The organism is Streptomyces sp. NPDC058470 (assembly GCF_042721055.1).
Classification (GTDB): domain Bacteria; phylum Actinomycetota; class Actinomycetes; order Streptomycetales; family Streptomycetaceae; genus Streptomyces.
In genome coordinates this window covers 40,201-65,944 of record NZ_JBHXMF010000050.1, presented here as the reverse complement: position 1 = coordinate 65,944, position 25,744 = coordinate 40,201, and the positions used below count along the sequence as shown (strand labels likewise).

General features: G+C 68.9%; 20 protein-coding genes and 5 pseudogenes. 12 read left to right on the top strand and 13 right to left on the bottom strand.

Features of this window, described 5'->3' with window-relative positions; genetic code table 11:
* Window positions 1-77 precede the first annotated feature (77 nt).
* Together ACFWP7_RS31190 and ACFWP7_RS31185 are read left to right on the top strand one after the other, a co-directional pair.
* Window positions 78-566, top strand: coding sequence for an ATP-binding protein (locus tag ACFWP7_RS31190; protein WP_384388102.1), 489 nt, complete (start codon window positions 78-80; stop codon window positions 564-566).
* 583 nt (window positions 567-1,149) lie between these two features.
* Window positions 1,150-2,343 (top strand): PP2C family protein-serine/threonine phosphatase, encoded by a 1,194-nt coding sequence (locus ACFWP7_RS31185; RefSeq protein WP_384388099.1) that lies wholly within the window; start codon window positions 1,150-1,152, stop codon window positions 2,341-2,343.
* 412 nt (window positions 2,344-2,755) lie between these two features.
* On the opposite strand, the gene ACFWP7_RS31180 is transcribed toward ACFWP7_RS31185, so the two are convergent.
* On the bottom strand, window positions 2,756-3,271 hold the full coding sequence (locus ACFWP7_RS31180; RefSeq protein ID WP_384388111.1) for a cytochrome d ubiquinol oxidase subunit II: 516 nt from the start codon (window positions 3,269-3,271) through the stop codon (window positions 2,756-2,758).
* Window positions 3,272-3,539: 268 nt separating this feature from the next.
* Between ACFWP7_RS31180 and ACFWP7_RS31175 the strand changes: the two genes are divergently transcribed.
* Both ACFWP7_RS31175 and ACFWP7_RS31170 read left to right on the top strand, forming a co-directional pair.
* Complete coding sequence (locus tag ACFWP7_RS31175) at window positions 3,540-4,088, top strand: phosphatase PAP2 family protein (protein ID WP_384388096.1); 549 nt, start codon at window positions 3,540-3,542, stop codon at window positions 4,086-4,088.
* 114 nt (window positions 4,089-4,202) lie between these two features.
* Window positions 4,203-4,400, top strand: a pseudogene (locus ACFWP7_RS31170) (DUF4235 domain-containing protein); the annotation flags it as partial.
* Window positions 4,401-4,607: 207 nt separating this feature from the next.
* On the opposite strand, the gene ACFWP7_RS31165 reads toward ACFWP7_RS31170, so the two are convergent.
* Window positions 4,608-5,384 carry a VOC family protein gene (locus ACFWP7_RS31165; RefSeq protein ID WP_384388093.1) on the bottom strand — a complete coding sequence of 259 codons (777 nt, stop codon included), beginning with the start codon at window positions 5,382-5,384 and terminating at the stop codon, window positions 4,608-4,610.
* Between the two features lie 519 nt (window positions 5,385-5,903).
* On the opposite strand from ACFWP7_RS31165, the pseudogene ACFWP7_RS31160 reads away from it, so the two are divergent.
* Window positions 5,904-6,101, top strand: a pseudogene (locus ACFWP7_RS31160) (hypothetical protein); the annotation flags it as partial.
* A 213-nt stretch (window positions 6,102-6,314) separates the two neighbouring features.
* Here ACFWP7_RS31160 and ACFWP7_RS31155 read toward each other — a convergent pair.
* Complete coding sequence (locus ACFWP7_RS31155) at window positions 6,315-7,508, bottom strand: zinc-dependent alcohol dehydrogenase (RefSeq protein WP_384388090.1); 1,194 nt, start codon at window positions 7,506-7,508, stop codon at window positions 6,315-6,317.
* Between the two features lie 246 nt (window positions 7,509-7,754).
* Between ACFWP7_RS31155 and ACFWP7_RS31150 the strand changes: the two are divergent.
* Window positions 7,755-8,054: pseudogene (locus ACFWP7_RS31150) on the top strand (isochorismatase family protein); the annotation flags it as partial.
* A 195-nt stretch (window positions 8,055-8,249) separates the two neighbouring features.
* Window positions 8,250-8,723: a hemerythrin domain-containing protein gene (locus tag ACFWP7_RS31145; protein WP_384388108.1), complete on the top strand. Its 474-nt coding sequence runs from the start codon at window positions 8,250-8,252 to the stop codon at window positions 8,721-8,723.
* A gap of 330 nt (window positions 8,724-9,053) precedes the next feature.
* Here ACFWP7_RS31145 and ACFWP7_RS31140 read toward each other — a convergent pair.
* From ACFWP7_RS31140 to ACFWP7_RS31130, 3 genes and pseudogenes are all read right to left on the bottom strand, one after another.
* Window positions 9,054-10,526: pseudogene (locus tag ACFWP7_RS31140) on the bottom strand (aminotransferase class I/II-fold pyridoxal phosphate-dependent enzyme).
* 87 nt (window positions 10,527-10,613) lie between these two features.
* The gene (locus ACFWP7_RS31135; RefSeq protein ID WP_384388087.1) at window positions 10,614-12,230 is read right to left on the bottom strand and encodes a phytoene desaturase family protein; all 1,617 of its coding nucleotides are present in this window, start codon (window positions 12,228-12,230) and stop codon (window positions 10,614-10,616) included.
* Between the two features lie 125 nt (window positions 12,231-12,355).
* Window positions 12,356-12,835: an SRPBCC family protein gene (locus ACFWP7_RS31130; protein WP_384388084.1), complete on the bottom strand. Its 480-nt coding sequence runs from the start codon at window positions 12,833-12,835 to the stop codon at window positions 12,356-12,358.
* 179 nt (window positions 12,836-13,014) lie between these two features.
* On the opposite strand from ACFWP7_RS31130, the gene ACFWP7_RS31125 reads away from it, so the two are divergent.
* Entirely contained in the window at window positions 13,015-13,944 is a 930-nt protein-coding gene (locus ACFWP7_RS31125) for an SDR family oxidoreductase (protein WP_384388081.1), read from the top strand.
* A gap of 377 nt (window positions 13,945-14,321) precedes the next feature.
* Here ACFWP7_RS31125 and ACFWP7_RS31120 read toward each other — a convergent pair whose 3' ends face one another.
* A complete protein-coding gene (locus tag ACFWP7_RS31120) occupies window positions 14,322-14,708 on the bottom strand; it encodes a DUF6479 family protein (RefSeq protein WP_384388078.1) in 387 nt (128 codons plus the stop codon).
* Between the two features lie 225 nt (window positions 14,709-14,933).
* On the opposite strand from ACFWP7_RS31120, the gene ctaD reads away from it, so the two are divergent.
* Window positions 14,934-16,607, top strand: a complete 1,674-nt coding sequence (ctaD, locus tag ACFWP7_RS31115; RefSeq protein ID WP_384388075.1) for a cytochrome c oxidase subunit I — start codon at window positions 14,934-14,936, stop codon at window positions 16,605-16,607.
* The gene (locus ACFWP7_RS31110; RefSeq protein WP_384388071.1) at window positions 16,604-17,005 is read left to right on the top strand and encodes a cytochrome c oxidase subunit 4; all 402 of its coding nucleotides are present in this window, start codon (window positions 16,604-16,606) and stop codon (window positions 17,003-17,005) included. Before ctaD ends, ACFWP7_RS31110 begins: the two co-directional genes overlap by 4 nt.
* Here the strand turns inward: ACFWP7_RS31110 and ACFWP7_RS31105 are convergent.
* The 4 genes and pseudogenes from ACFWP7_RS31105 to ACFWP7_RS31090 all read right to left on the bottom strand — a co-directional run.
* Window positions 16,923-18,410, bottom strand: coding sequence for a cytochrome bc complex cytochrome b subunit (locus ACFWP7_RS31105; RefSeq protein ID WP_384388068.1), 1,488 nt, complete (start codon window positions 18,408-18,410; stop codon window positions 16,923-16,925). The genes ACFWP7_RS31110 and ACFWP7_RS31105 overlap by 83 nt on opposite strands.
* 392 nt (window positions 18,411-18,802) lie before the next feature.
* On the bottom strand, window positions 18,803-19,654 hold the full coding sequence (locus tag ACFWP7_RS31100; protein ID WP_384388065.1) for a GAF and ANTAR domain-containing protein: 852 nt from the start codon (window positions 19,652-19,654) through the stop codon (window positions 18,803-18,805).
* A 93-nt stretch (window positions 19,655-19,747) separates the two neighbouring features.
* Entirely contained in the window at window positions 19,748-20,101 is a 354-nt protein-coding gene (locus ACFWP7_RS31095; RefSeq protein WP_384388117.1) for a hypothetical protein, read from the bottom strand.
* A 73-nt stretch (window positions 20,102-20,174) separates the two neighbouring features.
* A pseudogene (locus ACFWP7_RS31090) lies at window positions 20,175-20,366 on the bottom strand (transcriptional regulator); the annotation flags it as partial.
* 420 nt (window positions 20,367-20,786) lie between these two features.
* On the opposite strand from ACFWP7_RS31090, the gene ACFWP7_RS31085 reads away from it, so the two are divergent.
* Window positions 20,787-21,263, top strand: coding sequence for an SRPBCC family protein (locus ACFWP7_RS31085; protein WP_384388062.1), 477 nt, complete (start codon window positions 20,787-20,789; stop codon window positions 21,261-21,263).
* A 2,407-nt stretch (window positions 21,264-23,670) separates the two neighbouring features.
* Window positions 23,671-24,225 (top strand): isochorismatase family cysteine hydrolase, encoded by a 555-nt coding sequence (locus ACFWP7_RS31080; protein WP_384388058.1) that lies wholly within the window; start codon window positions 23,671-23,673, stop codon window positions 24,223-24,225.
* Window positions 24,226-24,259: 34 nt separating this feature from the next.
* Here ACFWP7_RS31080 and ACFWP7_RS31075 read toward each other — a convergent pair whose 3' ends face one another.
* Together ACFWP7_RS31075 and ACFWP7_RS31070 are read right to left on the bottom strand one after the other, a co-directional pair.
* Complete coding sequence (locus tag ACFWP7_RS31075) at window positions 24,260-24,472, bottom strand: hypothetical protein (protein WP_384388055.1); 213 nt, start codon at window positions 24,470-24,472, stop codon at window positions 24,260-24,262.
* Between the two features lie 572 nt (window positions 24,473-25,044).
* Window positions 25,045-25,737 (bottom strand): UdgX family uracil-DNA binding protein, encoded by a 693-nt coding sequence (locus tag ACFWP7_RS31070; protein WP_384388052.1) that lies wholly within the window; start codon window positions 25,735-25,737, stop codon window positions 25,045-25,047.
* Between the last annotated feature and the right edge of the window lie 7 nt (window positions 25,738-25,744).

The window sequence follows — 25,744 nt, the reverse complement described above, 5'->3', positions numbered from 1 at the left end:
CGCCGGGATCACCAGTTGTCAGCCCTCACGACACCACGCTTTGAAGGTCAGTAACGCTCAGGAAGAGGGCGGGTGGCGTGGACGAAGCTGCCGGAAATGAGGATGGACAGCTGGTGGGGAGCGGTCGGCTGGCTCGCGTGACTGCGGCCTATGAAGGCAGTCCTGCCGACATCGCCCAGGCCCGCGGGCTGGCCCGTGACTTCCTGGACCGTATCCAGTCCGTCCACGGTCTGCCGGTCTCCGGCCGCGCGATGGGCATGGTGCAGCTCGTGGTCAGCGAGTTGCTGACGAACGCCATCAAGCACGCCCCCGGGCCATGTCTGCTCGATCTTGAGTTGGCCGAAGGCAGCATCAACGTCACGGTCTGGGACAGCGCCCCGGTACTCCCTGTGGCCAGGGCCGCAGACCGGGGCCGGGTGGGGCAGCACGGTCTGGAGATCGTCATGGCCGTGTGTCAGGGCTTCGAAGTCCACCGTGAACCAGTCGGCAAACGCACCACCGCCTCGGTGATGCTCGCTGACGACCCAGACGGCGACGTCGCCGGACACCACCCTGACATCATGTGAGACGGCCAGAAGAGCGACCGGGACGCCTGGTAGGTGTCCTTTCGCGGCGCCGTGACGTTGAGGGCGCGACACGTGGTGTGCATTTGTGTCAGCAGCCTCGACCGCCTGCTCTTCCCGAGGGCGAGACTGCACCCTCTCCGGTGGAACCAGCCGGCGAGGGGCGGCCCCGCACGTCAGTGCCGACAACACCTCCCGGGGCCGCCCGCCGTCCCCCATTCCTCAAGTTGGGTGCCCAGGGGTTCGGCTCATCCGTAGTCTGAGGGAAGCCGATGGCCGCAACCCCGCTATCGGTCAGGCGCCCAACCTCCCAGTCCCTGGGTTCGAGTGGCCGCAAATGTGGCTCCCTCTCGGGGACCGCCGCTGACGCGGCACGCCCCCCTCAGCTGATGGCCCTTACGGCGGTTTCGGCCATGCCAGTGTGCCGACATCAACCCATGCACTCGAGGAACCGCAGTCGGCCGCGACGCGACGCCGCCTCACGCCCCTGGAATCTCCTGAACGGCCCTGACCAGCCAAAACGGGGGCAGGACGTGATGTTGCGGAGATGTGGGGAACAAGATGCGGCAGCCGATGGGAGGTTGCTGTGGAGAGCAAGGATCTCGAATTGGGCGAACTGCTGGCTGCTGCCGAGGCCGCCCCGCCCGGTGAGTCCGTCGAGGTGGTGGCGCACGACCTGAAGAAGCGGTTCGGCGCGGAGTGTGTTTCTTTCCTGTTCGTCGACCTGATCGGCGAACGGCTGGTACGGCTGATCGCGGCCGATGGTGCCGCCGAGGAACCCGGCGAGCCGATCGAGTTGCAGGGGAGCGTCTACGACCGCGTCCTGCAGAGCCAGCGCCAGCACGTGGAAGCGGACGGGCAGGGCGGCCGACGCGTCATCACGCCGGTCACCAACCGGGGCGACCGCATCGGCGTCCTGGAGGTGACCCTGCAAGCCGCCGACGACACCGTGCTGCGGCAGGTCCGCGACGCGGCCCACGCGCTGGCCTACATCATCGTCACGGACCGCCGCTTCACCGACCTGTACCACCTGGGGCGGCGCACCACCCGGACCAGCCTGGCCGCGGAGATCCAGCATCAGCTCCTCCCCTCGGCCCCCTGCTGCGAGGCGGCCGAGTTCACCCTCGCCGCCGGGCTGATTCCGGCCGACGACATCGGCGGCGACACCTACGACTACACGCTCGACCGCGACACATTGCACCTGTCCATCACCGACGCCATGGGCCACGACACCGACTCCGCCCTACTCGCCACCTTGCTGGTCGGAGCGCTGCGCCAGGCCCGCCGCAGCGGCTGTGACGCCCTCAAGCAGGCCCACCGTGCCCACCAGGCCCTGCTCGAGCACAGCCGCGGCCTGGCCACCGGACAGCTGTTCTGCGTCGACCTCGACACAGGCCTGTGCGAACTGGTCAACGCCGGCCACCCCCGCCCCCTGCGGCTGCGCGAAGGCGCCGTGGAAGAGGTCGAACTCGCCGTCAGCCTTCCCTTCGGCGTGGCGGCCCCCAGCGCCCACCGCCTGCAGAAACTCCAACTGCTGCCCGGAGACCGCCTGGTACTGCTCACCGACGGCATGCAGGAACGCGGTGCAGCCGCCGTCGACCTGCCCGCGGTCATTCACGACACCCGCGCGCTGCACCCACGAGAAGCCGTCCGAGGCCTCACCGCCGCGGTACTCGACGCCTGCCACGGCAACCTCAACGACGACGCCACGGTCCTGATACTGGACTGGCGCGGCAAACCCCGCCGAGCAGCCCGAACCAGACCAACCCCCCGCCGCTGACTCGCAACCGCCCACTCACGAGCCGAGAGCCCTCGGTGCGACCACCGGTTCGGGGGGACGGCCGCCCAGCCATGATCATGGAGACGCCGACGAGGCGCAGATGATCGTGAGGGTTGCCCGACCCGCGGTCGGGATCCTGCCCCGCTCCGGAAGGGCGGTGATCTGAAGCCGGGGTGTGCCTTGGGTAGAAGGGCCCATCCCCTGCCGTCCCGACCGGCGCCTGACCCACCATCATTCTCATCGCTGTCACGCCGGTCAGCGAGCGGGGGGCGCCGGCCCCGGGGCGCTGCGTCCCCGCGAGCCCGGTAAGACCGCCACAAGGCCTGCACGCTACGGGCTGATTGGTTCCTGAGTTCCGGACATCGTCCCCCTGACGGGCAAGCGACCTCCCGGAGCCTCCCGCAAACAACTCTCAATCTCCTCGCGCTTCGGACGTTGTCGGGACGCGGCGTTGGAAGGTCGCGTACAGAAGCCAGAGGGAGGGGACCAGGAGCACCGCTCCGACAGCCAGCGCAATCAGGCAGGCCGCCAGGACCCCTCGGTGGGAGGCAGCTTGGCCGACGGTGGTGCTGCCCACCAGCATGGCGGGGTATTGCCCGGCGCCCCAGGCCCACAGGATCGCGGCCACTGCCAGCGCTGCGGCGGGACGCGCTGCAATGTAACGGCGCTTGTTCAGCAGGGCGGGTCCGGTGAGTCCGGCGACGATGCTGAGGATGACCAGAGGCAGGGCGCGGTGGGTCAGTCCGTGGAAGAGCTCGGGGGCATCGGCGTGCAGGACCGCGATGCCGACGCACGCGACAGCGCCGCTGGCGAGGCCGCTGATGGTGGCCCGGCGGGCGAAGGCTGTGGCCAGGGAGGCCTTTTGGTCGCGGGCGGCATCTGCGCACAGATACACCGCGGCCAAGAGCGCGCACGTCAGGACGGCCAGGACGCAGCCCTGTCTGCACCTGCCTCCTCGATGCCTCGGCCGCGGTAATTACTAAGGCGGGTCCCTCCTACTGAGCCCGGGCCCGCCGCATTACGCCGTCTGCGTCCTGCGGGGACCGCAGCCGCAAGTGGGACGAGGACGCTTTGAGTCCTGAATGACATGGTGGCGAGCATCTTCGCGGGGCCCGCCCTTCCCGTGCCGTACGCGGCAGGCGTCGACTCGATCACAGGATCGGTGTGGGATGGCCCTGGCCGGGAAGGCGCTGGTCATGAGAGTGATGGCAGATCTGCACGCCGGGGATCGCCGACTGGCCAGGTGGTCGATCGCGTGGGGACCGCCCTGGGTGCGGCGGGTCGCGCCCGTGGTGGAAGAGGCGGCCGAGCACACCAAGCTGTGGTGGGCGGCGGCAGGCGTGATGGCCGCTGCCGGGGGGTGGCGCGGTCGCACCGCTGCTGCTGCTGGGGTGACGGCCATGGCGGTGGCGGAGGTGCTGTCCAACGGGGTTGCCAAGCAGCTGTACCGGCGACGCCGCCCGCCACAGGAGTGGGTGCCGACGGAAGATCTTGAGGATCGCCCGGACAGCTCCTCCTTTCCCTCCGGGCACACGGCCGCCGCCTTCGCATTCGCCGCTGCCGTCACGCCGGTGTGGCCGGCCGCCGGTGCCGCTTGTGCGGTGTCGGCGGTGACCGTGGCCGCGGAGCGAGTGCACAGCGGCGCGCATTACCCCTCCGACGTGGCCGCCGGGGGAGCCCTCGGGCTGGCGTCGGCCGCCCTGGTACTGGCCGCACCGCGGCTGCTGCGGCGACGTGTGCTCTGACGAGCGGTGACGCGCCGCGGGCGCGCGGGCGGCACGGGCCAACCGCGCCCCGCTGCTCGCCGCGGTCGGCGCACTTGTCGCGCTGCTGCTCATCCTCCGCTCCAGGAGGCACCGATGAAAGCGGCCAAGGTCGCTTACAAGCCAGTCGGCATGGCCATGGGCGCCGTCAGCGGTGCGCTGGCCGGTGCGGTGTTCAAGCAGGTCTGGAAGAAGGTCGGGCACGACGAGGACGCGCCCGACGCCACGGACGAGCACCGCACCTGGCGAGAGGTCCTGATCGCAGCCGCCCTACAAGGAGCGATCTTCGCCGGGCAGGACCCGCACCCGCGGACCGCGTCAACGCCCTGCATCGCAAGGTTCGCCGTCAACTGCGAGACGTTGTCGCACGGATCCGCTGGGACGGACCACGTATTGCTGTCGCCACCTCGCGGACCTCGCTTGTACGCGGACATCTCCCGCACGTTCCACGACGCCAGAAAGGATGAAAGGCCCAAGCCCCTCTGCAACGGCAGGGTGACTTTAGGTTGGGGCCCCGCTGGTGATGCTGAAAACGGCGCCTTCGGGATCGCTCAGGATCGCCATTTGGCCCTCGGCTGTGCGGCTGTGTCCGAGGACCAGGCCTCCGCTGCGACGGGCCGCGTTGACCGTGGCGGCGACGTCAGGGACGGGGAAGTGGACGATCCAGCGTGGCCGGATCGTGGTATCCGGCACCGATTCAATCGCGCCGGAACTGATGCGGGCCACGACATGCTCGTCCTGACGCACGACGACCTCATCGCCCTCATAGTCGACCTGACAGCTGCCCGGCCCACTGCCGGCCCATTGGAGGACCTGGCCGTAGAAGATCGTGGCATCCAGTGCGTCCCGTGTCCTCAGCCGCAACCAGACGGGAGCCTTGTCGCGCCAGCTTGGCCAGTCGGAGACGAGCTGTCCCTGCCAGATACCGAACACGGCGCCGTCCCGGTCTGCGGCAAGAGCGCCACGGCCAACGGGGAAGGTGAGGGGTCCGACCGCCAGGGTGGCACCACGCTCACGGACCCGGGCCGCAGCCTCGTCAGCGCCGGTGACGGCGAAGAACGGGATCCATGCCGCAGCCACCTGCAGGGCAGGCGCAACGGCCCCGATCCCAGCGACTGGGCCGCCTCCGACAACGGCGGTGCTGAAATCGGCGCCGAGGCGGGCTGCCCGGAACTGCCAGCCCAGGACTGCCCGGTAGAAAGCCTCAGCAGCTGGCAGGTCATGCGCCATCAGGCTGATCCAGCAAGGCGCACCGAAGACATCACGGGTCGTTGTCATACCCCTGGTCATCGCAGCCATTATCCCGCCATCTCGCGCCTATCAGCGCAAACATGGCCGGGACAGACATACCGGCAGAGCGCGTACCGGAAGTCGGCAGGGAGCATGATCGAAACCATCGCGGGGGCCGTCGGCAAACAAGGCCTTGCCGCGTCAACGGCTGATCCCCGAGGGGGAGCCACTACCCGCGGCCACCCCGCTCCAGGAACTTGGGGGAGGTTGGGCGGCCTGACCGATCGCGGGGTTGCGGCCATCGGCTTCTCTCAGACTACGGATGAGCCGAACCCTGGGCACCAACTATGAGAGGGGGGAGGGTGATCTGACCGCGGCCTTCGCCCGCATCGAGGGCCGCCACACGGTAGGGGATGTCCGCGTACAAGCTCATGCACATACGCGGGTACAGGTTCACGTACACACTCGATCGGGTTGAGCACAGCGGAGAACTTCATCTGGAATCGTCGGGTTCCAAGCGCATCCGGTGGAGTTGGTTGCGTTGCCTAGGCACCCTCGGGGGACGTCATGCCGAGGAGCCTGAGTGTCGAGCTGACCGACGGTCAGCGAGGTGAGCTGCACGCGTTGCTGGATCGCCGCGATCTGACCGCCTATGTCCGTCAGCGTGCCGAGTGCGTCCGATTCCTGGACGGCGGCAGGTCCGTTTCCGAAGTCGCCGACCTGCTGGAGTGGCGTCCGGTCACGGTCCGCGCCGCTGTCCACCGCTTTGCGGACGGCGGTATCGAGGCGCTGCCCGACGCCCCTCACTCGGGCCGCCCGGCAAATCTCCTGGGTCGGACGACCGGACCGCACTGGCCGGGACGATCGATGTCTCCAGCGAGCCACCTGATCGTCGACGCGGCCCAGCACGGTCTCGGCTCGCAGGCGTGCGGACCGGCGTATGGCCCGAGTTCGAGCTCCGCCCCGGGTGTCGCCCGATCAGGCTGCGGCCGGGTTGAAGAGGATCTTTACGGCGCCGTCCTGCTTCTTCTGGAACATGGCGTAGGCGTCGGGTGCCTGCTCCAGAGGCAGGCGGTGAGTGGCGAAGGATTCCACGCCCAGCGGGTCGGCGTCGGTGAGGAGCGGCAGCAGGTCGTCCACCCAGCGCCAGACATTGGCTTGGCCCATGCGCAACTGGATCTGCTTGTCGAACATGGTCAGCAGCGGCAGGGGGTCGGCCATCCCGCCGTAGACGCCGGACAGGGAGACGGTGCCACCGCGACGGACGAGCTCGATGGCCAGATACACGGCGGACAGCCGGTCCACGCCGACGCGTTGCATCATCTTTGCAGCCAGCTTGTTGGGCAGGAAGGTGGTCATCTGCTGGGCCGCCTGTGCGGCGGAGCTGCCATGGACCTCCATGCCGACGGCGTCGATGACGGAGTCGGGGCCGCGTCCGTCGGTCAGGTCGCGGACGGCCTCCACGAGGTCGTCGCCGTACTCGTCGAGGTTGAGGACGTGCGCTCCGTGGGCCTTCGCCCGTTCCAGCCGCTCGGGCACGAGGTCGATTCCGATGACCTTCCCGCCGCCGCGGTGGGCCGCGATGCGGGTGGCCATGTCCCCGATCGGTCCCAGACCCAGCACCACGACGGTGCCGCCGGGAGGGATGGCCGCGTAGTCGACGGCCTGCCAGGCGGTGGGCAGAACATCGGACAGGTAGACGAATCGTTCGTCCGCCGGACCCGGAGGGACAGCGATGGGCAGGGTGTTGCCGAAGGGCACGCGCAGGTATTCGGCCTGCCCGCCGGGAACCTGGCCGTAGAGCTTGGTGTACCCGAACAGGGACGCGCCGCTTCCCTGACTGTGGACCTGGGTCGTCTCGCACTGGGACTGCAGTCCCTGGTCACACATGAAGCATGTCCCGCAGGAGACGTTGAACGGCACAACAACCCGGTCGCCCGGGCGCAGGTTCACCACCTCGGGACCGACTTCCTCCACGATCCCCATCGGCTCATGGCCCAGGATGTCACCGGTGTCGAGGAACGGACCCAGGACCTCGTACAGGTGCAGGTCAGAGCCGCACAGCCCGGTCGTCGTCACCTTGATGATCACATCGGTCGGATCCTGGATCGTGGGATCAGGAACCGTGTCCACTCGTACGTCCCGCTTGCCGTGCCACGTCAACGCCCTCACGCGTCCTCCTCCGTCGCTGCGTACCTCGACCCCTCGACCCCTCGGCCCCTCGGTCCGCGTCCCGTTGCGCCGCCCTTGCCGTCCGCGTTCGTCCTGGACGGGAGGCGCCTCTGACGGGTACCCCTGGAATCCAACTGATTCATAAGGGACGGAATGAAATATTCCGGGCGTCCTCGGAGGCGCTGTGCGGACCAGCGCTGATCGGCACGGTGGGAGGCACGGACGAGCGGCGGCTCCCACCTCGGAATGGTGGGAGCCGCCCCGGGGCAGCTGATCGGCCCCATCCACCCCGACGAGGACTCCTTGTTGGTCGTCAAAGCGCGGCACTCCAACTTCTTTGAGACGCCACTGGCTTACCTGCTCGGGGAGCTACGGATGGACCACACCATCCTGTGCGGGCAGGTCACCGAACAGCGCGTCCTGCACTCCGCTCTCGACGCACACATCCGCCACCTGCGGTTGACCGTAGCCAGCGACGCGGTGGCGCATACCCATGCCGACCTGGCCGAAGCGGCACACAAGATGATGCGGACCAACATGGACGCTTCCGTCGTGGACAGTTCCGAGGTTCCGCTCCGGCCCGGCCACCAGGTGGTGCGGGCGTATGCGCGCATTCGGAGTATGGGAGACGACTGTCCGGGTCACAGGCCTGTGGCGCGCGGTGTCCCGGTCACTGCCTTGGGTACACGGCGTGGGGGTGGGCGGCCGTTCCACCTCCCGACGTACTCGAAGGAGAACCTGGTGGACGGGATCGTACTGCTCAAGGAAGACCACAAAACGGTGGAAAAGCTGTTCAAGAAGTTCGAGAAGGCCGGCGAAAAGGCCCACGTCGAGAAGCGGAAGATCGCCGATCAGGTGATCGAGGAACTCACCACTCACACCTGGATCGAGGAGAAGATCTTCTACCCGGCTGCTCGGGAATCCGCACCGGACACCAAGGACCACGTCCTGGAAAGCGTCGAGGAGCACCACGTGGTGCTGTGGATGCTTTCCGAGATCAAGGGCCTCGATCCGGCCGATGAGCGGTTCGACGCCAAGATGTCCGTTCTTATGGAGAACGTGCGTCACCACGTCGAGGAAGAGGAGAAGGAGTGGTTCCCCGAGGTCCGCAAGGCCATGGGCCGTAATCGTCTCACCGAACTTGGCGAGCAGATGAGCGAGGCGAAGAAGAAGGCTCCGGGCAACCCCTTGGCCGTACCCAGCGCAGACCAGTAGGCCTCAGGGTGCGGGAATTCATGGCCGTTCACCGCTGTGGGATTCCGCGTGCTTCCGAGGGATCATCAGCGGTCGGCGGAGCTATCCATCAGGTCCGATGCGTTAGGTCCCCGGTGCCCGCTTTCAACGTGCGGCTGAACGTGTCGATGAACGCACTGGTCGTGGCCCAGCCGCACTGTCGTCCCGTCTCGCTGACGGTTGCTACCCCTGCCCGCAGAACCATGGCGTGGAACGCCCGTGGGCACAACCTCCGTCCGCACGGGCTCACGCCGGAGCCGTAGAGCAGCCATAGGACGGGTGGATTGCGACCGTCCCCCTGCGGGAGCCCGCTCAGTCCTTCTCCACCACGCGCACGGTCTTGAGCTGTTTGTCGGCGGCGTCGGGAAGATGCATGCCAGCGGCGACGCCGCTGGTCAGGTAGCGCAGGACGGGCTCGGTGAGCTGTTCGCCGGGCAGGACGACGGGAATGCCCGGCGGGTACGGAGTGATCATCTCGGCGGCGATCCGTCCGGCTGCCTCGGTGACGGGCACGTCCGCGTGGGGGCTGAAGTAGGCGTCGCGTGGGAGACAGGTCTGCTCCATTCGCAGCCCGGCGGGGGAAGGGACGTCGATCTGAGGGGCACCGCGCAGGTCGGCGACGTGCCGGGACAGGTCTCGCAGAGCGTCCAGTAGGCGTGTGGTGGTGTCTTTGTCGTCGGCATGCGTGATCTGCGCGCTGATGCGCCGGTGATCGAACAGGTGGGCGTCGATGCTGTGATGCGTGCGGAGCCAGTCGGCCGCCCGGTAGCCGGTGGTGGAGAGCCCGCTGATGTCCATGACGACAGGCAGCGGGTCGAACTCCGCGGCGCGCCCCGAGCCACAGAAATCCCTGGCGTCGTTGACATGGATGCCGTCGATCGACTCGATGTCGGCTCGCGTGCCTGCCGCCAGGTCCAGGGCACGGCCCATCAGTTCGCTGCCATGCTGGACCATTTGCCGGCGCCATGCGTCGATGCCGGCGTAGATGAGCACGTTCGGGCTGGTCGTGGCCAACAGGTCGGCACGGGAGGCCAGTTCGGCTGGATCGATGAGGTCGCCCTGGAGGTGGAAGACGGATCCCTGCTCAAGGCCGCTGCCCATCTTGTGAATGCTCGTGACTCAGACGTCGGCCCCGGCGTCCATGGCCCACGACGGCAACTGATCATGGAAGGGGAGGTGGGCTCCCCAGGCCTCGTCCACGATCAGAGGTTTGCCGTGCTGGTGGCAAGCCTGGGCGATACCCGCGAGATCGGCCGCGGCCCCGTACGGCGTGGGGCTGGTGACCAGAGCCCCGTCGGCGTCGGGATTGCTCCGGAACGCCTCGGCGAAAGCGGCTGCCGACGGGGGATGGGCGAGATGACGCTCAGCATCCCACTGCGGCTCGATCCAGACGGGGCGCACGCCGGCCAGGATGAGCCCCGCGATCACCGATTTGTGCGCGTCCCGCCCGACGAGGAGCGTGTGGTGCGGGCTGGTCACGGACAGCATGGCGGCTTTGACGGACAAGGAACTGCCGCAGGTGGAGAAGAACGTGTGCTCGGCGTGCACCGCGTCGGCCATGAGTTCTTCGGCGCGGTGAAGGACGCGACCGCGGGTGAGGCGGTCGTCGAGCCCCCCGCTGGCCAGTACGTCGCCGAGGAAGACCGCGTCCCCGAGGACTTCTCTCGCGCGCGGGTCCGCGCCACGGGCCTGCTTGTGTCCGGGCGGGGTGAAGCTGAGCTCTCCTGCCTCGCGGTAGCGGGCGAGAGCGTCAAGTACGGGTGCCTCTTCGTGATCCAGACCCATGGCTCAGCGGTTCTCCTTACGCGCGTGGACAAGCGTGGTGCGAGGTCCGGACAGCGGAGCGTTCCACGGCGGGTGCGGTCCAGGACTTCATGGCTGCCCCTTGCGGTCGCGGTGGGCCAGCCGGTTCTGGAGGTGGGACAGGGCGCGGGCGCGGTGCCTGCGCAGGGCTGCCCGAGCGGCGTTGGCTCCGGGGGCGCCGTGGACTCCTCCGCCGGGGTGCGCGGAGGCGGAAGCGAGATAGAGCCCGGGGACGGCCGTCTCGGGGCGACCGGCGCCGGGGCTGGGGCGGAAGACCAGTTGCTGGTGCATGGCCGTGGTGCCGCCGTTGATGGCGCCTCCGTGGAGGTTGGCGTCCATGCTTTCCAGCGTGGGCGGGGCGAGGATGCGCCGGGCCCTGATGAGACCGCGGAAGCCGGGAGCGTAGAGCTCGACCTGTGCCTCGACACGGTCCGCCATCACCTCCTGCTCCCGGGCGCTCCAGGAGCCGGTCAGTCCGTCGTCCCCGGCGTCCCCCCGCACGTGGTGCGGAACGTGGGTATAGGCCCATGCGGACTCGGTTCCACGAGGCGAGCGGCTGGGGTCGGTGGTGGTCATCTGGCCGAAGATGGCGAAGGGCTCGTCGGGGATGCGGCCCATGGCGATCTGCGCGGCGAAGCGGGTGAGGCCGTCCACGCCGTCCGCGAGGTGAACGGTTCCCGCCTGCTCGGCCTCCGGGCAGGCCCAGGGCACCGGGCCGTTCAGCGCCCAGTCGACCTTGAACGTGGCGAAGTCCCACTGGAAACGCTTCAGGTCGGCGAGCAGGCGCCCGGGAAGGTGCCGTTCGGCCACCAGGGAGCCGTAGAGGGCGGGCGCGGACACATCGGCCAAGACCGCCTTGCGGGCCGGGACCGCCTCGCCGCCCGCGGTGCGGACGCCGATGGCCCGGCCGCCGCGGACGACGACCTCGGTGACCTCTTCCCCGCAGCGGACGATCCCGCCGCGCCCTGCCAGGCGCCGGACGAGAGCTGCGGTGAGCGCTCCCGCGCCGCCGGTGGGCACGGGGAAGCCGTAGGTCTGGCCGAGCATGGACATGAGCCAGCCGAAGCCGCCGCTGCCCGCCGCTTCCGGTGAGAGGTCCGCGTGCAGAGCGTTGCCCGCGAGCAGGAGTCTGCCGCCCTCGCCGCGGAACTCCTCCTCTCCAAGACGCCGCACCGGCAGTGCCATTGTCCTGGCCAGCCGCAACCCGCCCCCCGCACGAAGCTTCAGCGCCAGTCGGGCCCCGGCGCGGACCGGGGGGAACGGTGTGAAGAGAGCGTCGAGGATGCCGGGCCGCAGTGTCTCCCAGACCTCCCGCAGCTCCTTCCACGCGGCTCCGTCCCCAGGAGCGAAGGCCTCCAGGCTCGCGGCCGTCTCTTCCAGGTCGCGACTGAGGACGGCGCAGCGGCCGTCCCGCAAGGGATGGGCGAGCACCTTGGCGGCGTGGCTCCAGCTCAGCCCCTCCCGCTCCAGATGCAGGCGGGCCAGGACAGGGGAGGCGGCGGCGAGGGGGTAGAAGGCACTGAAGAGGTCGCTGGCGAACGCGGGGGCGACCCCGTGGTCGTGCCGGACCGCTCCTCCGGGCACGTCCTGGGCCTCCAGGACCTCCACGCTCCAGCCCGCGTCAGCCAGGAGGTTCGCCGCGACCAGCCCGTTGGGACCCGCCCCGATCACTACGGCGTCCGGCATGACTCGCTCCCGACTTTATGGATGGCGCCGCGCCGGGCGGCGCGGCTGCTGCTCCGGGCCTCTGTGCCGTTCCCGTGGCGCGCGTGGTGGACGACACGGCGGGGTGAAGCCTGCAAGGAGACGCACTAGGCGCTGCGCGGTTGCGGTCGCGGCGGAGTGGTGCGGGTGGGGCTCTCCTCCCCCTCGCACAGCCGGGCGAGACGGCTCAGCATCGTTCGGTGCCGCACTTGCAACGCTGCCTCCATGAGGCCGTTGTGCAGGGAGCCACCCGTACCGCGCAAGGGGTGCTCGTCCAGGATGATCAGAGTGTGCTCGCCCCAGGGCCGCAACTCCATCGCGATTCTCGCGGTCCCCAGCGGGCCGCTGTCCGCCTCCAGTTCAAGGACGGTGGTCGGTTCGCTGCGCCGTACGAGGGTCCGGTTGCGCAGGATGAGCGGGCCGATCTTGATCTCGTAGCGGAGGGCCGCCCCAAGCTCGGGCCACCGCCCCTCGTCCGGCTCTGACCGTGAGGTACCGACGACCCAGTCCTTGTAGCGTTCGGGGTCGGACAGGACTTTCCAAACGGCCCCAGGCGGCTTCTTGATCAGCTGGTGTCGCACGGCCATGGATCCTCCGCAGTTCGAAGTGTTGTATCCCTCGGTGCGCGTTCCCACGCTAGGCCGCGGTACGCACTCCCGCGCGGAGACAGATGCCATCCCGGTGCCCCCGGTCGCCGGAGCGCTACCCGCCGGTGACCGGGGCATCCTGGTACGGACACCGGCCTGTCCCGCGCTGTGGAGGTGCCATGCCCGGTACGAGTCCCCTTGCCGGCCGTACCGCGGTCGTGACCGGCGCTGCTCGTGGTCTCGGGGCCGAGATGGCCCGAGCGCTGGTGCGGCGCGGCGCGCGGGTGGCGCTGTTGGGGCTGGAGGAGGGGGAGCTGGCGAGGACGGCGGCCGCGCTGCCCCAAGGGGCCACCCATTGGTGGGCCGTCGACGTGAGTGATGCCGCAGCGATGGAGGAGACGGCCGTCGGCGTGCGGTCCCGGTTCGGTTCGCCCTCGGTGGTGATCGGTAACGCGGGCATTGCTGAAGCCGGCCCGTTCCTGGACTCCGATCCGCGGGTGTGGCGGCGGGTCGTCGAGATCAACGTGGTGGGCAGTGCGATGACGGCACGCGCCTTTCTGCCCGACCTGCTCCGGACCCAGGGCTACTACCTTCAGATGTCCTCTCTCGCGGCGCTCGCGCCGGCACCGCTCATGAGTGCCTACTGCGCCTCGAAATCGGCCGCTGAGTCCTTCGCGCAGGTACTGCGGGCCGAGGTGGCGCACCGGGGAGTCGGGGTGGGCGTGGCCTACCTGAGCTGGGCGGACACGGAGATGATCCGGGCGGGAGACACGTTCACTGCCCTACGTGCGCTGCGGTCGGCGCTGCCGTGGCCGGCCTCGCGGTCCTATCCGGCGCCGAAGTTCGCCGAACGCCTGGTACGTGGCGTTGAAAGCCGTTCCGCCGCGGTCTACGCCCAGCAGTGGGTGCGCGGGGTGCGGCTTGCACGTCCCCGGCTGCCGCCGCTGGTCGTGCTCCGCTCCCGCCGACTGATGCGATACCTGGAGAAGAACGGCGGTCTCATGGCGACCGGGCCCCTGGGCGCGGGCGGTGAGGCGGCGGTCGGCGGGCGCGCGGCCGGACCTTCCCGCCTGGGGCCGGTGCGCGAGGGGGGTGAGGCGGGCCGTTAGACGAGGAGGAAGAGGGCCACCGACTGTCCCGGTACTCGGCTACGAAGGAATCCGGTCGGACGTCGGCGCCGTTCCCATTCCCCATCCGTCAGATCACCCTGCCCCGTGCCCACATCAACGATCCGGGCGCGCGGCAGTCACATGATCGGCCGACAAGTCCTGGTCGACGTGGAGGACCACCTTGCCGCCGATCCGGCGGCTGAGCGGCGCGTCGATTGCTTCGGCGATGGCGCCATGAGTGTTCGAGTTCGATCTGGCAGTCGAGCCTGCGCGGGCAGCCCGTCCCGCTTCGGCAGGTAAGGAGTCGCGTCGTAGGCGGCAGACCCGGAGTCGTGGTCCTTGTCCGCGTTCTCGGATCAGCTCATCGGCTCACCTGGTCACTTCTTGCCGGATCCACCACTTCCGAAGGAACCGCTGGACCCGGGCTCCCACTTGGGGACCTCCTGGTCACGACCCCGTTTGCTCCCTGAGGGGTGCATGTTGCTCGGTCTGAGCCGCTCACTCTCGTCAGAGGCTACGGGAACCTCGTCCGGCTCCCGCACCTCACGCACCTCCCGTACGGGTCCGGACTCCGGCAGCGTGGGGTGTTCGTCCGATCGGGGCGGCTGCGGCTGCTGCCGCCGTACCTTCACACCCAGCCGAACCGCCCAGATCAACAGGCCCACGACGACGAGACCGCCGACAAAGGCACCGATGGTCCCGATCGCCGCGTCCGACGCGGCCAGGTAATGCAGGCCGCTATGTGTCCCGTTCTGTGTCGTCATGGGCGCCGAGTACCCGCTCGACAGGACGGTAAAAATCGCTGTCCCATCTCGTTCCTTGCTCCGAACGTCGCTGTCGTTCCGCATGAGCTCGTGGCATGGACAGATCTCGCGGGTCATGGCGGTACCGTCGCCGCCCGGAGCCCCGCTTCGGGCATCGGTGACACCGTCCGTTTCCCGGTGGACCACCGGGGCACCCGCCCGTGGCGCTTTCGCCGGAGGAGGAGCATGACCGCACTGTCGGAACGAAGCGACGACGCGCGGCAGGACGCACCAGGAGAACCGTCTCTGGGACGTGCGCTGCTCCGCTGGTCGTCGACAACCGATCACAAAGTGATCGGCCAGCTCTACATGGTCACGGCCTTCTGCTTCTTCCTGTTCGCCGGCCTGCTGGCCCTGGGTATGCGGGCCGAACTTGCCCGCCCCGGGCTGCAGTTCATGAACGAGCACACCTACAACCAACTCTTCACGGTCCACGGCACGATCATGATGTTGCTGTTCGCGACCCCCATGTTCGCCGGGTTCGCGAACGCCGTGATGCCGCTGCAGATCGGTGCTCCCGACGTCGCCTTTCCGCGCCTCAACGCCCTGTCCTACTGGATGTACCTGTTCGGTGGCCTGATGGTCGTGTCCGGGTTTCTGGTTCCCGGCGGCGCCGCGGCCTTCGGCTGGTTCGCCTACGCACCGCTCAACAGCGCCTACCACTCTCCCGGCGCGGGAGGCGATCTGTGGGTGATGGGGCTGGTGGTGACAGGCGTCTCGACCACCCTCGGCGCGGTCAACTTCATCACCACCATCCTGTGTCTGCGCGCGCCCGGAATGACGATGTTCCGGATGCCGATCTTCACTTGGAACATTCTGTTCACCTCGATCCTGGTGCTCCCCGCCTTTCCCGTCCTCACGGCGGCGCTTCTCGCCCTGGAGGCGGACCGCAAGTTCGGGGGGCACATCTTCGACGCGGCGAACGGCGGCGCCCTGCTGTGGCAGCATCTGTTCTGGTTCTTCGGGCATCCGGAGGTCTACATCGTGGCACTGCCGTTCTTCGGCATCATCTCGGAGATCCTGCCGGTGTTCTCCCGCAAACCGCTCTTCGGATACATGCCGCTGATCGGCGCGACCATCGCCATCACCATGCTGTCGTCGGTCGTATGGGCGCACCACATGTTCGCCACCGGGGCAGTACTGCTGCCGTTCTTCTCCCTCATGTCGTTCCTGATCGCGGTCCCCACCGGCATCAAGTTCTTCGCGTGGATCGGCACGATGCACAAGGGGTCCCTCTCGTTCGAGACCCCGATGTTGTGGGCGATGGGATTCCTGACGTCATTCCTGCTCGGCGGCCTCAGCGGCGTCCTGATCGCGTCCCCGCCGCTCGACTTCCACCTCACGGACTCGTACTTCATCGTGGCGCATCTGCACTATGTCCTGTTCGGCACCGTCGTCTTCGCGATGTTCGGCGGCTTCTACTTCTGGTGGCCCAAGTTCACCGGGAAAATGCTGGACGAGCGTCTCGGGAAGCTGCACTTCTGGCTGCTGTTCCCCGCCTTCCACCTGACGTTCCTGGTGCAGCACTGGCTGGGCGAGGCGGGGATGCCTCGCCGGTACGCGGACTACCTGGCCGCCGACGGATTCACCACCCTCAACACCCTCTCCTCCACCGGGGCGTTCCTGCTCGGGGTCTCCACCCTGCCTTTCCTGTACAACGTCTGGCACACGGCAAAATACGGGCACCGCGTGGAAGGGGATGACCCCTGGGGCTTCGGGCGCGGGCTGGAATGGGCGACGTCCTGTCCGCCGCCCCGCCACAACTTCGTTGCACTCCCCCGCGTGCGGTCCGAGTCACCGGCCTTCGACCTGCATCATCCCGCGATCGTCCAGCAGGCCAAGGCGGAGGGACTGCGATGAAGGTGGAAGCCCTGCTCTTCGGTGGCGTCGCGGCGTTCTTCGCCGGTGCCGCCGCCCTGTACGGCTGGTGGTCCGCCGACCCGGCCGGAACAGCGGCCCTGGCGGTCGCCTTCCTGATGGCCACGCTGGTCTCGTTCTTCTGCGCGATGCAGTACCGGCGCAAGGGGCGGCGGCCCCAGGACCGCCTCGACGCCGAAGTGGCCGACGGCTCGGGCCCCTTGGAGTTCTTCCCGCCGCAGAGCTCCTGGCCGCTGATCACGGCCCTGGGCTTCGCCGTCGTGTGCACGGGCGTGGTCTACGGGCTGTGGCTGTTCCTCATCGGCGTCGGTGTTCTCGCCCGGGGTGTTCTCGGGATGGTGTTCCAGTACGCGGACCGGGGCGCAGACGGGGCGGAGTGACGGGGGTGGGTGTCCTGGGCGCGCCCGGCCGGAACTTCTCGACAGGCCGATGGCCGCTCTCGTAGCCACCGTTCACGGACTGCAGTACGTCGCCCGACTCATCGCCCTTCGCCAGGCGCTCCCGCTCCGTCTCCAGGAGGGCACGGCACAGGGCCCGGGTGAGGACGAACGCGAGGACGGGTCCCGCCACGAAGGCGATCCGGAGCGCCCAGGTCAGCGTATTCACGGAGATCCGGAACGTCTGCGCCACGACGTCATTGCCGCCGGCCAGAAGCAACACGGCGTAGAAGACGATCCCGGCCACGCCCAGTCCGGTGCGGACGGGCCGCTCGCGCGGCCGGTCGCACAGATGGTGTTCCTGGTGCCACTCCCCCGTCAGCCGTTGCTCGACGAAGGGGTACGTGTACAGGGCAAGGAAGAACAGGCCGGGCAGGACGACCGCCGGAAGCAGCACGTTCCACATGACGGTGTGTCCGGCGATGTTCGTCTCCCAGGGCGGCACAAGCCGGAGGGCGCCCTCCAGGAAACCCACGTACCAGTCGGGCTGCGAGCCCGTCGACACCTGGTCGGGCCGATAGGGCCCGTACGTCCACACCGGGTTGATCTGGGCGAGAGCCGCGAGCACGGCCAGCACTCCGAAGACCATGAGCGACAAGCCGCCCGAGGTGGCCGTGAACTGGGGATAGAGGGGTTTGCCGACGACGTTGCCGTTGGACCTGCCCGGTCCGCGCCACTGTGTGTGCTTCAGATAGAACACGAGGATCAGATGCACGGTGACGAGCCCGATCAGGAGGCCGGGCAGGAGCAGGATGTGCATGCCGTACAGCCTGGGGACGATGTCGTGGCCGGGGAACTGACCCCCGAACACGAACATGCTCACGTACGTGCCAACGACCGGGATGGACGCCATGATGCCCTGAGCGATCCGCAGCCCCGTCCCGGAGAGCAGGTCGTCGGGCAGCGAGTAGCCCGCGAAGCCCTCGGCGAGGGCGAGCAGGAACAGCGTGACGCCGATGACCCAGTTGGCTTCACGCGGTCGGCGGAAGGCCCCGGTGAAGAAGATCCGGAGCAGGTGCAGCCCGATCGCGCCGACGAAGACGAGCGCCGCCCAGTGGTGCAGCTGTCGCACCAAAAGCCCACCGCGGACATCGAAGCTGATCCGGAGGGTTGAGTCGAAGGCTGCCGACATGCGGACGCCTCTCAACGGGACGTAACTCCCGGCGTACACCACTTCGCGCATGTCGGGCGTGAAGAACAAGGTCAGCCACACGCCTGTGATAACCAGGACGATCAGGCTGTACAGCGCCAATTCCCCCAGGAGGAACGACCAGTGGTCGGGGAATGCCTTGCGGAGAAGCTTTCCGGCACCGTCGTGCAACGGCAGCCGCGCGTCGATGGCGTGCACGAGACGTTCTCCGGGAGAACGCCCCGGACGGTGGTCTACGGGTTCCCTGCCAGACTTCCGGCCCACGGACGCCTCCTTCTGTCCCGTCTGCGCCACCCTGCTCTGCCCATGCCTTGCCTCCAGGTCTCGACGCGAGTACCCGGATCACGCGAAACACTCGCCCGGCCCGGGCACCGCACTCGTTCGGGCGCACGGCCGCCCAGCCCGATGATTCAGGAAGGCGGGCGCCGCGAACGGCAGTACCCACCGACGCGGGTCTCACAGCTCGCTCCGCGTCGGCCTGCGGCCGCCGAAGGCGTCCCGCGGCGACACCGCCGCTCAAATCCCGGACATGGAAGCCCGTCGCGCCCTGGGTGTCCAACCACTGTCCGCGTTCGCCGCCCTGCACGACCTCACGGGTAAACGGGGGGTTCACTCGGATTCGGCGGTTCGCCGTACTGGCGCACGAGGGTGGCACTCACGGCGCGAAGTGTGCTGCCGTGGCGGCGAGCGGTGCCCTTGAGGAAGGCGAGCGCCTCGTCGTAGGCGCAGTCGTGGCGCGCCATGGTGATGCCGGTCGCCCGGTCGATGAGGGCGCGGGTGGCCAGAACGGTCTGCAGCTCGTCGTTGAACGCCGGGGCGTCGGCCAGCCGCTGGGCCAGGGCGATGGCTCCCGTGGCCTGGGCGGCGATGGCCCGCAGGACGGTGCGGTCGGCGTCGGCGAACGCGTCCGGTGCGAAGGCGTAGAGGTTGATGGCGCCGGGCGTGCGGGTCCGGGCCGCGATCGGCAGGGAGAGAGAGGAGCGGGCTCCGTTGGCCGCGGCGTATGCGGGAAATTCGCCCCAGCGCCGGTCGGTAGGTGTGTCCTGGACGGAGATCTCCTGAGCGGTGCGCAGGGCCTGCAGACAGGGGCCGTCGTTCTGACCGTACTGTTCCTCGTCCAGTTGCCTGGCGCTCCTGCCGGAGCTTGTCACCGTCAGCAGGTGACCCTCCCGTTCCAGGGTGATCCCGCACCCGTTGCATCCCGGTGAGATGTCCAGCACGGTCTCGGCCAGTGTGGTGAGGAAGGCTTCCAGCGTCCTGGTGGTCAGAAGGAGCGCGGTGAGGTCCGGTACGGCGGGGTCGGGTGAGCCGGTCAGGGTTATCCCCTCGCGGAGCGTTCTCCGCTGGTCGGCATGACGGCATGCCGCTGGCGCCGGACTCCGGTCCCGGAAAGCTCCAGCGCCGTTCGGTCGTTCCGCCGAGGGCCCGGGCAGGAGAAGCAACCGGTGTTTCTTCCAACTGTTCCACCGCACGGACGGTCCCGGGCGGACAAAGCCGGTCGGACAGGGCCAGTCGGTGCGCGGCGAACGGCCGACTCAGCCCGTCGTGTCAGGAGGCCGGGCAACCGGCGTCGTACCGAGGACCTCCTGCGGGGCCAGAGCGCGCCCCAGCAACTGCTGCGCGACGGCCACGGGCGGTGTCCCGTTGCGCCAGGCGTAGTCCTGCGGTGCCCGTGAGGCGTCGGTGACGGTCAGGTCGTCACTCGCCGCGAGCATTCCGGTCGCTGTTTCCAGCACCGCTTTGGAGGAGATCACCGACTGGATCCGGGTCGAGATGTCCGAGGGGCGCAGTGGTTCGGGCCGCCAGCGCAGCATGGCACCGACCGCGACACCGGCCAGCGACGCCGCCACGGTGAGGTCTTCCGCGAGGATTTCGCGGGTGTCGCTCACGAGGAGGTTCAGCGCCGACCGGCTGATCGCGCACGGTGAGGGGAAGGGCGTAGACGCCGTGGACGCCGACATCGCCGGCGAGTCCGGTGTACTGCGGCCAGCGCTCGGCGCGGGTGTCGAGCCGTGGAGCGCGGACCGGTTCCCCGCTCCGCAGGGAGTCCACGCCCGGCCCCTCGCCCGTCCGGGCCTGCAACCTGTCCAGCGCCTCCGCCCGCCGGTCGGACGAGGCGACGGTGCGCAGCCGTCCGCGTGCGTCGACGAGCACCAGTCCCACCGTGTCGGCATCGGTGAGTTCGATACGGTGGCTCACCGGCCCGGCCTGATCGCTCCGAACGGCAATGGCGGCATCACCATCCGCCCACGCCCCGCTCCGACGGCGGTGGTCGAGGTACTCCTGACTTCCGAGTTCACCGCGCACATGAGTTTTCCGGCCGACGACATCGGCTACTTCGTGAGCAGAGTACGAGACAGAGCCCGCCTCGACACCGGGCAGATCGGAACATCCCTGGACACGGAACTGACCAGGATTCTGCGGCCCGTCCAGGAGTGCCAAAACCCCTGCGGCGACGCTGCCGCGATCTTCCCGTTCCCGATGACTTCATGTTGTGCATCCGGGTACCCGAGGACTTCCAGCCGCGCGGGCCCGCATGCCTGGCGCGGGCGGCCACCACCGAAGGAGGAGCGGATGAGCACGGTCAAGGAAGCCGTGGACGTCGATGTCCCCGTCCACACGGCCTACAACCAGTGGACCCAGTTCGAGCAGTTCCCGCACTTCATGGAGGGCGTGGAGAACGTCACGCAGCTCGACGACCGGCACAACCACTGGACCACCAAGATCGGCGGCGTGCGACGCGAGTTCGACACCGAGATCGTCGACCAGTTGCCGGACGAGCGCATCACCTGGCGCTCCATCGACGGCGACACCCGGCAGCAGGGGTCAGTACGTTTCGAGCCCTTGGACACCACACGCACCCGGGTCGAACTCACGATGGAGGTCGAGCCCACCGGAGTCGCCGAAAAGGGCGCGGACGTGCTGGGCGTGATCGATCGGCGGGTCAAGGGGGATCTGCGGCGGTTCAAGGACTACATCGAGGAAATCGGCGGTGAGACCGGCGCCTGGCGCGGGCGGATCCGGCCCGAGGACCCGGGCACGTCTCTCTGACAGCACGAGGGCTACGGTGTGGACGCCTCGCGTGTTCACAGTGGGGCGCCCCGTACGGCCAGAACATAGGCGGCCGTGCGGGGCGTCTTTCGTCCTGGCCGTACGCTCCACTTCGCCGTCCGCGCGAGGCTCGGAGCCCGGTCTCCGTCTACATCAGCCGGGACCAGCTCGATGATCCGGACCTCGATGCCCGCTGACCACGGAGTCCGTCACGCGACAAGCCGCGCTGCCACCGCGGATCGACCATCCGGGCGTGCTCCACCGGCTCGTCGGGACTGTGTGCGATGCCCGGGCTGACGGCCGGACGCCGAGTGTCTTGCCCGCCGCCGGGGCGATCCGGCGGACGCGCAGCAGGGTGCTGAGGGAACAGCCGCAGAAACCAACTCCGGCCAGGTCGAGATCCACACCTTCGACCAATCGGCGAGCGCCTGGCGCAGGGCGAGCTGCATCGACCTGTGCCGTGTCGATGTCATCCTGAACCTGGAGCCTGGTCGCCGAAGGGGGGTCGACGGCGTAAGCCACACGAGGACCTTCGGACCTCGTCCGCGAGGGCATGTCGTTTCAACGCCTGAAGGCCTGGGAGGCCTCCCCGACGACGGCGAGCCGACGTCGTCCGGCGCCGCTCGTCCTCCGGGACCGGAAGTACGGGCCTCTTGCCTGCGCTTCTTCCGGGGCATGATCCAGAGTTGTATCGCGGAGCAGTTCGGCGTCTCCCAGATGGACGTCTCCGACCGATCAGCAACTCCTGCGCCACACTTCGCCAGCGGGTGCCGACCGACGCCCTCTGGTGAGTAGTGGGCGGGGAAGGCATGGTCGGCCTCCCCGTGGGGCCGTTCCCGCGGCGGTCGGTGGCGGGCTCACCGCCGCACCCTCCTGGGAGCGGGTCACGGTTGGGGCGGAGTCCCGGGAATCTGGGTCGGCCCGTACTTGTCGAGGGTGTCCTCCAGGATCGCGCGGATGTCGGGCGGCAGATCGCCGTTGCGTCCCCAGATGAGGATCAGTTACGAATGACCAGCGCCGGCAGAGTCCCGAGGCGAGCGCAGGCAGAGCGAGGAATGCCGGGAGTGTCCGGCGCATCACTGCGGCGCATTTCGTCCTCCAGCTCAGGCGGCGAGTGCGTAGTTCCCGTTCCAGGCGCTCGTTCTGGCTGAGGTGGCTCTCTACCCGAGCCAGGATCTGCTGTTACTGGGGTGAGAGCCGGGATTCGTCCATGGTCGCTGCCTTCGCGAAATCGTTCTCCGACGTGTGTGCTGCGTGTTCCCGAATCGACGCATTCACGCCCGAGGGCCGCCGCCCGGGGCGTGCCGCTGGGCGAGCCGGTGGGTGTTGGGCCCGTGACGACGCCCGGTGGGCGGCTCGCCAGACCCGGCGCGGGAGTTAGGGCAGAAAGGCCTGGCCCCGCAGTTCGTCGAGCGCGGCGACGGGTAGCGCCGGCCGGTGCGGCCGCCCTTGTGGCGGTTTCGTGTCTCCCTCAAGGGCAGCTTGCGGCCGCGACCGGGGGCATCATCGTCCATGCCGTGCGCAATCTCTTGCGGGCTGCCGGACCGCGTCACGCCAGCCGGAGGCTCCGGCACGTCGGCGGAGCAGCGTGACCGGTTGGCCTTCCCGCCCGTGGGGGCATGACGGGTACGCGGAGTGGCAGGAACTGTGCGAGCCGGCCTGTGGACCTTCGTTCGGCGAAACGCCGCGCAGGCGTGGCACTGCCTGGTTCACCAGGCGGTGGCACAGTCCGGTGAGGCGACCCTTTCGACGGGCGAGACTGCTGTTGAGCTCGGTTCTGATGTCGGTGGCTGCTTCAGGATCCGCGATGCGCAAAAGGGCTGACAGCAGCCTTCTGGTGTCGGCCAGGAGACCTCCAGTTGTCGGCGCGAGTGCACGGTGGCGGCCCGCGCAGACAGCGGTCGGTCGGCGGTGCGCCGCGGAGGCACGGGCCAGCGAGCGGCGGAAATCCTGGGCTGGTTCGACATCGCCGGGACCTCCCGCTCCGGCCGCCTGCGGGTGGGGGTACGGGTGCGGCTTCCCGTCGCATCGGCATGCGGCGCCGGCCGCCCGCAGCAGCGCGGTGAGGGCGTCTACTGCTTCGGAGGAAAGGTCGGGCCCTCGGACGAACTCGGCCAACGTCCGTATCGTCGTCGCGATGTGCTCGGTGACCTGGTCCCCTACGAAATCCCATGTGGTCGCCGGAGGAGTGGGCGCGGCCCGGCGCCGCAGCCTGAGGCCCGGGTTGACGCGATAGCTCTCATCCGACCAGCGGCGCGCCCCCGCAGATCAGTGACCAGAGACGCGAGCCCCGGCACGACGCGCTCGCCGGGGACACATGGTGTCGCGAACCGGGTACCCCGCCCGCTCCGGCCCGACCCGCGCGACGGGACGCGGAGAAACCGTTCGACGGTGCAGGCTGGGAGACATGGCAAAGACCGCTCTGATCGTCATCGACATGATCAACACCTACGACCACGATGACGCCGATCTGCTCCTTCCTTCGGTGAGGGCATGTCTGCCGGCTGTCACCAGGCTGCTGGACCACGCGCGCAGGGCTGACGTCCCGGTTATCTACGTCAACGACAACTTCGGACAGTGGCGTTCCCACCACGGCGAACTCCTGGAGACCGCGCTCCGCGGACCACACGCTGACCTGGTGCGGGCTGTCGCCCCCGACGACGCGTCGCTGTTCGTCGTCAAGGCACGGCACTCGGCCTTCTACGAGACCCCGCTGAGCTATCTGCTCGGCCAGGAAGATGTCGACCACGTCGTGCTGTGCGGACAGGTCACCGAGCAGTGCGTGCTGTACTCGGCGCTCGACGCGCACATTCGGCACCTGAAGGTCACGGTGCCGCGCGACGCGGTCGCCCACATCTACCAGGACCTGGCCAAAGCCGCCCTGAGGATGATGGAACGCAACATGGCCGCGCACATCACGACCGCGGACGACGTCGGCTTCTCCGACACCACCAGCCGATAGCGGACGTTCGGGCCCGGCATCGCCCGGGGCGACGTCATACGGCCCCGTAGTCGTGGGCCGGCCCGCCCTTCCACCTCACCCACACCGGATCGTCGAGGATGTCCTCACCCAAGGACAGGCCTGCCCGCCGGACGAACTCGACAACATCGCCGTCACAGTGGGCGAGACCGGCGACCTCGTTCCGCACGACAACGGGCCGGCCGCCCTCCGCGAGCGCCGGGTGCACCACTATCGGCACCTCTGCCATGTCTCCAGCGTGCTATGCCGGGAGCCCGCCGTCGAATCGCGACAGCGATCCCAGCGGGCCTACGGCGGGCGAGGCCCGGAAACGGGTCCCCCACGCCTCGATCCACGAGGCGACGGCAGGTCGCAGGTGTTCTTGCAGTGCCTCGACAACCATGCATCGCACCGTCCGGCCAACTCGGATCGCGCCCGGAACACGTCACCGGACGCTGTCCGCACCGCACCGCACGGCAGAGCGAGAACCCTCCCCGACCTCGGTGTCCGGCGGCGGATCGAGGCGGGTCAGTCCTCGCCCCTGACGATGTTCCAATCCGGGCTGGCCTGCTCCTGCCGAGCCGGTCGGTCGGCCCTCGCCGGAAGGCAGGTTCGCGCACCCTTCCCCCGCCGACGACACGCCTTCGCCCAGCCCGTCTCCCGCCGCCGTGTAGTGATCTTCGTCCAGACATCCGCACTCACTGCGGTTCATCTTCTTTCTGCGTCCGGCCGGATGAGGGCCGGGCCTTCACGTACTGCCGTGTTTCGGCTACGGACCGCCTCCCCCTCAGCGGCGGCGGGAAACCCGGACACACGCTGCTCTCAACGGCCTTTCAAGGCCCTCGCGGCGACTTCCAGGTCCGCCACCAGACCCGCGTAGGCGGCTTCCCTGTCATCGGAGCGCAGCACGGCCGAAGGATGAAGTGTCGCCACCACCCAGCGCTCCGCCTCTTCGTCGCGCCTGTCCTCATCCGGCAGCGGGATGAGTGTTCCGCGGTCCCTGGTCACGCGGAACGAACGTCCGAGTAGCGCTTTCCCGGCCGTCGCGCCGAGGGCCACCACCACGTCCGGCCGGATCAGGTCCAGCTCGGCCTGGAGCCAGGGCCGGCAGGCGCTCAGCTCTCGCAGGTCGGGTGCCTTGTGGATACGGCGCTTGCCACCTTCGGCGAGGGTGAACTTGAAGTGCTTCACCGCGTTGGTGACATACGTGGTGTCCCGGTCGATACCAGCCTCTGCCAGGGCCTTGTCCAGCAGTCGGCCGGCCGGACCGACGAAGGGCTCGCCCCGCCTGTCCTCCTGGTCTCCGGGCTGCTCCCCGACGAGCACGATCCGCGCCGAGGACGTGCCCTGGCCGAAGACCGTCCGGGTGGCCTTCTCGAAGAGGGGGCAGCCTCGGCAGTCTGCCGCCGCCTGCCTGTACGTGGGGAGCCCGCCCCGCTCCGGCAGGTACGGAGTCGCGTCGTACGCGGCCGGCCCGGAGTCGTGGTCCTTGTGCGCGTTCCCGGATCGGCTCATCGGCTCA

What these genes read in the sequence shown, in the direction of transcription:
- ACFWP7_RS31075 (WP_384388055.1), bottom strand. Translation starts at nt 24,472, where the DNA reads ATGGCAGAGGTGCCGATAGTGGTGCACCCGGCGCTCGCGGAGGGCGGC.
- ACFWP7_RS31125 (WP_384388081.1), top strand. Translation starts at nt 13,015, where the DNA reads ATGCCCGGTACGAGTCCCCTTGCCGGCCGTACCGCGGTCGTGACCGGC.
- ACFWP7_RS31135 (WP_384388087.1), bottom strand. Translation starts at nt 12,230, where the DNA reads ATGCCGGACGCCGTAGTGATCGGGGCGGGTCCCAACGGGCTGGTCGCG.
- ACFWP7_RS31175 (WP_384388096.1), top strand. Translation starts at nt 3,540, where the DNA reads ATGAGAGTGATGGCAGATCTGCACGCCGGGGATCGCCGACTGGCCAGG.
- ACFWP7_RS31080 (WP_384388058.1), top strand. Translation starts at nt 23,671, where the DNA reads ATGGCAAAGACCGCTCTGATCGTCATCGACATGATCAACACCTACGAC.
- ACFWP7_RS31110 (WP_384388071.1), top strand. Translation starts at nt 16,604, where the DNA reads ATGAAGGTGGAAGCCCTGCTCTTCGGTGGCGTCGCGGCGTTCTTCGCC.
- ACFWP7_RS31165 (WP_384388093.1), bottom strand. Translation starts at nt 5,384, where the DNA reads ATGACAACGACCCGTGATGTCTTCGGTGCGCCTTGCTGGATCAGCCTG.
- ACFWP7_RS31130 (WP_384388084.1), bottom strand. Translation starts at nt 12,835, where the DNA reads ATGGCCGTGCGACACCAGCTGATCAAGAAGCCGCCTGGGGCCGTTTGG.
- ACFWP7_RS31120 (WP_384388078.1), bottom strand. Translation starts at nt 14,708, where the DNA reads ATGACGACACAGAACGGGACACATAGCGGCCTGCATTACCTGGCCGCG.
- ACFWP7_RS31070 (WP_384388052.1), bottom strand. Translation starts at nt 25,737, where the DNA reads ATGAGCCGATCCGGGAACGCGCACAAGGACCACGACTCCGGGCCGGCC.
- ctaD (WP_384388075.1), top strand. Translation starts at nt 14,934, where the DNA reads ATGACCGCACTGTCGGAACGAAGCGACGACGCGCGGCAGGACGCACCA.
- ACFWP7_RS31085 (WP_384388062.1), top strand. Translation starts at nt 20,787, where the DNA reads ATGAGCACGGTCAAGGAAGCCGTGGACGTCGATGTCCCCGTCCACACG.